The organism is Paraburkholderia sp. BR10141, from assembly GCF_056155635.1.
This window is the reverse complement of record NZ_JBMIQH010000083.1, coordinates 1-6,252: the sequence shown is the minus strand read 5'-3', so window position 1 is coordinate 6,252 and position 6,252 is coordinate 1. Positions and strand designations below refer to the sequence as shown.

Genomic DNA, 6,252 nt, shown 5'->3' with positions numbered 1-6,252 from the left:
CAACGTTTACCCCTCCTGCGCGGATGACGTGCGCGGGAGGTATTTCAACAGCCTGCTAGAGCCGACGGCGCTCTCATGTCGAACGCAAAGGAACATGCCCGGTACTATGAGGCCCGCGCCCCGGGATACGACGCCTCCGTGGGGTATGGCACCGTGCTGGTCGAAGCCGGCCTGGCGCCGCTCAAGCAGCATCTGGTCAACGCGCTAAGTGGCCTGGATGTGCTCGAAATTGCGTGCGGCACTGGCTACTGGACCCGCGCAATCTCGGGGGCGGCGCGCTCGCTATATGCTGTGGATTACGACGCAGCGTCGCTCGGGCGTGCCCGGCGGCAGCTTGCACAAGAAGATCACGTCCGTTTTGAGCGCGCGAACGCGTATCGGCTCGGCGAAGTGCCGGCCCGGTTGGACGGCGCGTTCGGCATGTTGTGGTGGTCGCACATGCCGCGGGCGCGCGCCTCTCCCGGTCCGCCACCCTGTGCCACGGGCCGCGTCATGGCGTACAAATAGCTGTCGCCTGCAACAAGTCCGCGGTTCGGACGTGCTTCGTAATTGATCATCGTCCCCTCGCGGCAAAAACCGAGCCGCTCCATGCTGCTGTGCGCGCGGCCGTCCACCGCACAGCATGCGAACACCCGATACACCCCGGGCTGCGTAATCAGCCAGTCGAGAATGACGCGCAGGGCAAGGATGAATTTGCGACGCTTGCGGCTGCCGCCTTGTCGGCTGATCATCACGCCGAGTTCGACTTGCGGCAACCGGGGCGTGAGTTCCACGATAGCCGTCAGCGCGCCGTCGTCCTCGCCGAACAGGCCGTAGCGGTATCGCAAGCTGTATTGCCAGCCCGTCATGGATTCCGTGATGTATGCGTGCGTGGCCCAGGCGTCAGTATGCCTCGGGATCACGAGATCGAGCATGGTTTCGTTGTCGCTGAACATCTGTTCGAAGAGTGTCGGACAGTCGTCTGGCGTGAGCGGCCTGGCAATCAGGCCGTACGCGCTCATGGTATCGAACGGCTTTAACTCCATGGAAACCTCCTGTGGCACTGTCACGTTGGCGAGGTAGTCACGTAAGGTGTCACGATGAAGAAAAGAAAATCGCTTTATCGCGGCCACCGGTTCCCGGCAGCAATCCTTAGTCTCGCGGTTCGGTGGTATTTCAAATTCGGCGCGGGCTTCGCAGATCGCGTCAAAGCTGCCCGCCGCAAGCCTGGGCGCATATGGCATCTGGACGAAGTCTTCGTTACGTTGCGCGGTGAACCTTATCTGCTCTGGCGGGCAGTCGACCAGCACGGCGCCGAACTCGACATCCTGCTGCAGAAACATCGCGACAAGGCCGCAGCAAAGCGCTTCTTCAACCGCGTGCTGGCCGCCTGTGCCAACGCGCCACGAAGGATTGTCATCGATCAGTTGCGCAGCTATCCGGCCGCGAAGGCCGAAATCTCAATTCCCTCTTCAAACGCGGCTTGTGGGGGCCCTCGCCGGTATATCCCTGATCGGCAAACGCGAGCTTAACCGTCTGGCCCGTGGCCTGCTGAACCTGACGCGCAAGTTCGCCGACCTGTGCACTCTCCTGTTCATTGGCGGGCGTCACATGCACAGCAAGCAACTGCCCCAGGGTATCGACGGCCATATGGACTTTGCTACTTTGTTTGCGCTTATAATGTCATAGTCGGCTCGCGGCCCGCTCTCGCACGTCGACTGCAGCGTGCGGCCATCGAGAACCACTGCGCTGGGCTGCCCCTTGCGGCCCTGAGCGACCCGTATGATCGAGCGCAGGTCGCTGACCATGGCCTCGAAGCAACCCGCCTGAATCCAACGTTGTGTTTGCTGGTAGACCATCTCCCATGGCGGAAAGTCGTTGGGCAACAGACGCCATGGCGCACCTGCACGCACGATCCAGCGAAGCGCGTTGAAAATCTCGCGCAATTCGTATCGACGCTACGGCGCGTCTTTGCGCATCAAAGTCAGATACGGCGCAGCGAAGTGCCAGTTTTCGTCCGATACATCCGTCGGGTAGGGGCGGCGTTTGCTCATCCCGCCAGGTTACCAGGTTTGGCCGTAAGTGCCTAACACGCTACGTGACAACGCCGTACGGCCTGATGTCGTCGCCATCGCGATCGCAATCGCCAGCGCTGCGGCCGTCCGCCGTGTTCGACCGGAATCAACCATGACCGACATGGCACTTCTCCAGACGACAGTGCATCGTCCAATTTCGTTGCACGTCCGGTATCATCCGCGAGCACAAGACTTGAAAGCGAAGCGGTACCAATGCAACCCGGCCAGCACCGCTGGATGCCGGAGCCCGGCCAGCGGCGTGAGATCGAGGACGCTGACAGGGGACCCGCACGCTGCCCCGCAACAGGCGGCCGGCGCGCGGCGTAGCAATCAGTCGGTTACTTTGCCGCTGACTTGAGCGAGTCCGACAGCCCGTTGGAGAACTGCGCTTCGGCGTTCGTGATGCCGTTCTCGAGGTTGCACTGCTGCTCGACCATCTGGAAGTGCATCGCTGCCATTTGCTGCGCTTGCATCTGGGCTTCCATTGCCGCCATTTCGCCTATTTGAACAGCGCCCATTGCCATAGGAGCCTCCGATGAGAAAAGTTGCGTTGGTTGGCTGTTTGCTGCGTTGACCGAGGCCGGTGAAGAAGCACCGACCACAGGGATGATCATAGGCATCCGTAAAAATGCGCACGTGCCGGACGCGAAGGCGGCGCGCCACGTGCGAAGCACGAGGACGGCTGCTTAAACCCTTAAACGCCAACGCGAATCGTTCGATGGAACTGGGAAGCGTGTGTTCTTCTTCGCTCGTGACGAAACATCTTCGCATTTTCGGGCGTTGCGCCCGTGGCGCATGCTAGCGTCGTCAGACCAGGCTTCACTGCTTTCAAAATCCGGGGGCGCGCCGCTTGCACGCTGGACCGTCCACGCTTTAAGGAGCGCACATGCCACTTCCTGGTTACTATCATATTGGCCCTGCTGCACCTATTGACACCGACGCCGCCGCGCACGAGCCACAATCCCCGCTCCGGCGGCCCTCCGGCGCGCCCACGGCAAGTCAGAAGTCTGGCGTGCTCGACGGCCTGACGGCGGGTGGACCGTCGCGGCGTGCGCGGTCCGCCAGCCGTCGGCCGCCTCCCGCACATTCGCCTTCCGGCATGCCGGAAGGTCCGCCGCAAATGTCGCCTCAGGATTTCCAGTCGCACAACGATCAGATGTCGCAGCTATTCCAGCTATGCCAGATGGCGCTGGATGTGTCGCAAAACAGCCGTCAGCTTCTACAAAAGGCTATGGACGGCGAAAGTCAGCTTGCCGCATCGGAAGCCGCGGGGATGGAGCGCGCCGCCCGCTGATTCCCGGTCTTTCTGGAATGACGAAATGCTGATTAAAGAGCCGCTCGGACTCGCGCAGTCCTTCTTCGGTAAAGATCACAGACTTCGTCCTGTCGGCCGGGTCTTCGATGAAACCCCGTTCGTAGAGTCGGTTCAGCACATCCCAGTCGAAACCCTTCCATGCGCGGTATCGATCATGCAGGGGCAGGTAGAGAAGTGCCAAAGCGACTTCATCAATCGCGTCGGTGTTGACGTTCACGATGCTTCGCCCGCGGCCGTCCGAACCCGCATACAAAACCGTTCGAGACTGGCCAGAATTTCATCAGCCGACTTGCTCCAGGAAAACGGTTGTGGATAGGCGTTGTAGATGTCCAGGTATTGACGGATCGCGTCTTCGAGTTGACGTGTCGAGCGAACTAGGCTTTGATCGAGGGCGATTTGTGTGTGCCATAGTTACCTGGCATGGCTCTGGTGCAAATAGGCGGTCTGTACGAGATTGTTGTTATCTAGAGGATACCTCATCAAGCAGACAGGACGGCCTCCCAGACTACGGGCGCAGTGGTATCTTTGAGGCCGAGCTTTGCGAGGCCGAATTGGCCCTTGCGAATGCGATGTACCAACTCAAGGAAACCGATGGCCATGATAAAGCGATTTGTTCTTGGTCATATGGCCATCTTACTCGACCGCCCTTGACAACGCCGACCACGCGCCACCTCCATTTCAGGTGTCATACGCAGATCGACGAAACGCTCGCGTTCATCGAGGAGTCCGCGCAAGGCTGGCTAAACGGCACGCTGATCCGCTGCGTTCTGGAAGACCGCGCAAGCGGCCGGCTCACCGGCATGATCGCGTTGCGTCCGCATCCGCCGCGCGTGGAAATCGGTGTGATTGATCTATACGGACAGTCTCGACAAGATGCAGCAGGTCAACGCAAAGCTGATAGAGGATCCTGAATAGGCAGCCTTGCTCGGCAGGAACAAGGATGTCTGAGCGGAAAGCCTGATGCACGACACTGTCGTCAGGTTGGTATGAAGGCAGGCAGATACCACACGAGCGCGTTGCCATGTTGGCCTGAAACAAGTCTGGTCACGCAAGGGAACCCTTCTAACTGCACGATTCCACCAGCTGACCTGGGACGGTAACACTGAATTTAATTCCGGGATACCAGTCATGATCAAAACGAATGCGAAAAAAGCTATATGCATTGTCGCTGCATCGTTCCTGACTGCATGCGGTGGCGGTGATGGCAGCGATGTAACGTCCGTTGCAGATCCACAAGGAACGTCCGATGCAGATCCACAAGGCTTCTGGCTAGGCAAGTCGAGCAGTGGCCGCACGATCGCAATGCTTGTGCTGGAGACAGGGCAGTACTTTGCTGCGTATTCATTCAACAATTCAGTCGAAGGGATGATCGAGGGAACGTTCGCGGTCGACGGCCCCTCAATCTCCGACCATTCGGCAATCGACTTGAACCTCGCCGTTGGGGCGTCAGCGGTGCCGGCCAAGATTAAGGGTATGGTCGCGGCCAAACAGAAGCTCATCGCTGTGGTAAAGGAAGCCACTCAGACTCAGAAATTCGACGCAACGTACAATTCCGCCTACGATACGTCGCCATCCGTGTCCGAAGTCGCCGGAACGTGGGCGGCAACAGTGGCGGGAAGTGCCGCCCCTACGACCATGACAGTTGCCGGCGATGGCAGTTTCACCGGGGCAAGCGGGTCGTGTACGTTCAGCGGATCATTGAAGCCCCGCGCTTCGGGGAAAAAAGTGCTCGATGGCACAGTGACATTCGAAGACACGTCATGCCCACTGGGGGCGGGCACATCAATCGACTTTGAAGCCGTGACTGCCAACAATCAGATGATCGCGGCGGGCGTTAATTCGGCCAGAAGTGCCGGTTTCGTGTTCGTTGGGATAAGAATGCATTGGGAGGTGAGTAGACCCGGGGAGTTGCACCCGAGTCTCTCGCAGGTAGGGTCGAGAACTGGCGCGCGCACGGTAGGCTCCGGTGGTCTCTCCACCGCTTTCGCGGTGGACCTCAGTCCGGCTGCCATAGTCACGTTTCCAGCTCCCGCCACGTCGAACGCAGCTTGCGGTTTTCCCGCACTACGCTCTCCTGTCTGCTTCACGTCAAGGTTTATGGGACCTATCATGCCGGGCGCGCTTTCGGTGCGACGGTACGGCGGACCCGGTAGCCATTGAACAGCCCCAGTTCCTCATACAGCCAACGCCTACTCCACCGCTTCCAGCCAAAGCCCCGTCGGTTCCGGGATCGCCCCATGTGGCGCCTGATCTTCTTTTCCACCCAGTCCCTGATGAAGTTGAAGCACTCGTTAGAGTCCCCGATAGCGAAGTATTGCACCCAGCCCCGCAGCACCGGATTAATCAGTTGTACCACCCGATTTGTCGGCTGCGACTGGTATCGCCGGGACACCTCCTTGAGCTTGCGCAGTAACGCCGTACGCTTCTTCAGCTTCGGCGTGTAGTGCGCTCGCCACGCCCGTGTCCCGAAGCTGCGGAGTTGACGGAAGTCAAACCCCAGAAAGCCGAAGCTCTCCTTGCATCTCAGATCCACGGTGCGGCTCTTCTCCTCGTTCACCTCGACCTGTAGCCTGTCAAACTCCTCCCGTAGTCGCCTGCTTACCGCCCCCAGCAGCCAGTCATGGCGTGGGTGTGCATCGATCAGCACGACGAGATCATCAGCGAAGCGGGCATACTCGACGTAGGTATACTTCCCGTTGCGCGTGGATTCTTTCGCCCGCTCCAGCATCCGGTCCACCTCAGTGAGGTAGACGTTACTGAGCAGTGGCGAAATCACCCCGCCTTGCGGAACGCCTTGTTTACCCGATGCCGTCAGCATCAGCTTGCCGCCACACTGATCCCGGGAGTAACGGGCGCCCCCGGTTTTGATGTCGTCTAAGTTGG

5 protein-coding genes and 6 pseudogenes are annotated in these 6,252 nt (G+C 59.7%); 4 read left to right on the top strand and 7 right to left on the bottom strand.

Annotation, left to right across the window (positions count from 1 at the left end):
• Positions 1-75: 75 nt before the first annotated feature.
• Positions 76-387, top strand: a pseudogene (locus ACOJB8_RS40530) (class I SAM-dependent methyltransferase); the annotation flags it as partial.
• On the opposite strand, the gene ACOJB8_RS40525 reads toward ACOJB8_RS40530, so the two are convergent.
• Positions 348-1,001 (bottom strand): GNAT family N-acetyltransferase, encoded by a 654-nt coding sequence (locus ACOJB8_RS40525; protein ID WP_475017840.1) that lies wholly within the window; start codon positions 999-1,001, stop codon positions 348-350. The pseudogene ACOJB8_RS40530 and the gene ACOJB8_RS40525 sit on opposite strands and share 40 nt — an antisense overlap.
• Before the next feature lie 78 nt (positions 1,002-1,079).
• Here ACOJB8_RS40525 and ACOJB8_RS40520 point away from each other — a divergent pair.
• Positions 1,080-1,439, top strand: a pseudogene (locus ACOJB8_RS40520) (DDE-type integrase/transposase/recombinase); the annotation flags it as partial.
• 22 nt (positions 1,440-1,461) lie between these two features.
• Here the strand turns inward: ACOJB8_RS40520 and ACOJB8_RS40515 are convergent.
• The 5 genes and pseudogenes from ACOJB8_RS40515 to ACOJB8_RS40495 form a co-directional block, all read right to left on the bottom strand.
• Positions 1,462-2,033: pseudogene (locus ACOJB8_RS40515) on the bottom strand (IS5 family transposase); the annotation flags it as partial.
• 359 nt (positions 2,034-2,392) lie between these two features.
• The gene (locus tag ACOJB8_RS40510; RefSeq protein WP_342925450.1) at positions 2,393-2,668 is read right to left on the bottom strand and encodes a hypothetical protein; all 276 of its coding nucleotides are present in this window, start codon (positions 2,666-2,668) and stop codon (positions 2,393-2,395) included.
• 681 nt (positions 2,669-3,349) lie between these two features.
• Positions 3,350-3,586, bottom strand: a pseudogene (locus ACOJB8_RS40505) (DUF6429 family protein); the annotation flags it as partial.
• Positions 3,583-3,741: pseudogene (locus tag ACOJB8_RS40500) on the bottom strand (IS630 family transposase); the annotation flags it as partial. The pseudogenes ACOJB8_RS40505 and ACOJB8_RS40500, both read right to left, overlap by 4 nt.
• A 107-nt stretch (positions 3,742-3,848) precedes the next feature.
• Positions 3,849-3,956, bottom strand: a pseudogene (locus tag ACOJB8_RS40495) (IS6 family transposase); the annotation flags it as partial.
• On the opposite strand from ACOJB8_RS40495, the gene ACOJB8_RS40490 reads away from it, so the two are divergent.
• A complete protein-coding gene (locus tag ACOJB8_RS40490; protein WP_342925449.1) occupies positions 3,939-4,280 on the top strand; it encodes a GNAT family N-acetyltransferase in 342 nt (113 codons plus the stop codon). The pseudogene ACOJB8_RS40495 and the gene ACOJB8_RS40490 sit on opposite strands and share 18 nt — an antisense overlap.
• 217 nt (positions 4,281-4,497) lie before the next feature.
• Positions 4,498-5,529: a hypothetical protein gene (locus tag ACOJB8_RS40485; RefSeq protein ID WP_475017838.1), complete on the top strand. Its 1,032-nt coding sequence runs from the start codon at positions 4,498-4,500 to the stop codon at positions 5,527-5,529.
• Here ACOJB8_RS40485 and ACOJB8_RS40480 read toward each other — a convergent pair.
• A partial coding sequence (locus tag ACOJB8_RS40480) for a group II intron maturase-specific domain-containing protein (protein ID WP_475017836.1) occupies positions 5,477-6,252 on the bottom strand: 776 nt, incomplete at its 5' end. The two genes, ACOJB8_RS40485 and ACOJB8_RS40480, sit on opposite strands and share 53 nt — an antisense overlap.

What these genes read in the sequence shown, in the direction of transcription:
- ACOJB8_RS40485 (WP_475017838.1), top strand. Translation starts at nt 4,498, where the DNA reads ATGATCAAAACGAATGCGAAAAAAGCTATATGCATTGTCGCTGCATCG.
- ACOJB8_RS40525 (WP_475017840.1), bottom strand. Translation starts at nt 1,001, where the DNA reads ATGAGCGCGTACGGCCTGATTGCCAGGCCGCTCACGCCAGACGACTGT.
- ACOJB8_RS40510 (WP_342925450.1), bottom strand. Translation starts at nt 2,668, where the DNA reads ATGATCATCCCTGTGGTCGGTGCTTCTTCACCGGCCTCGGTCAACGCA.
- ACOJB8_RS40490 (WP_342925449.1), top strand. Translation starts at nt 3,939, where the DNA reads ATGTACCAACTCAAGGAAACCGATGGCCATGATAAAGCGATTTGTTCT.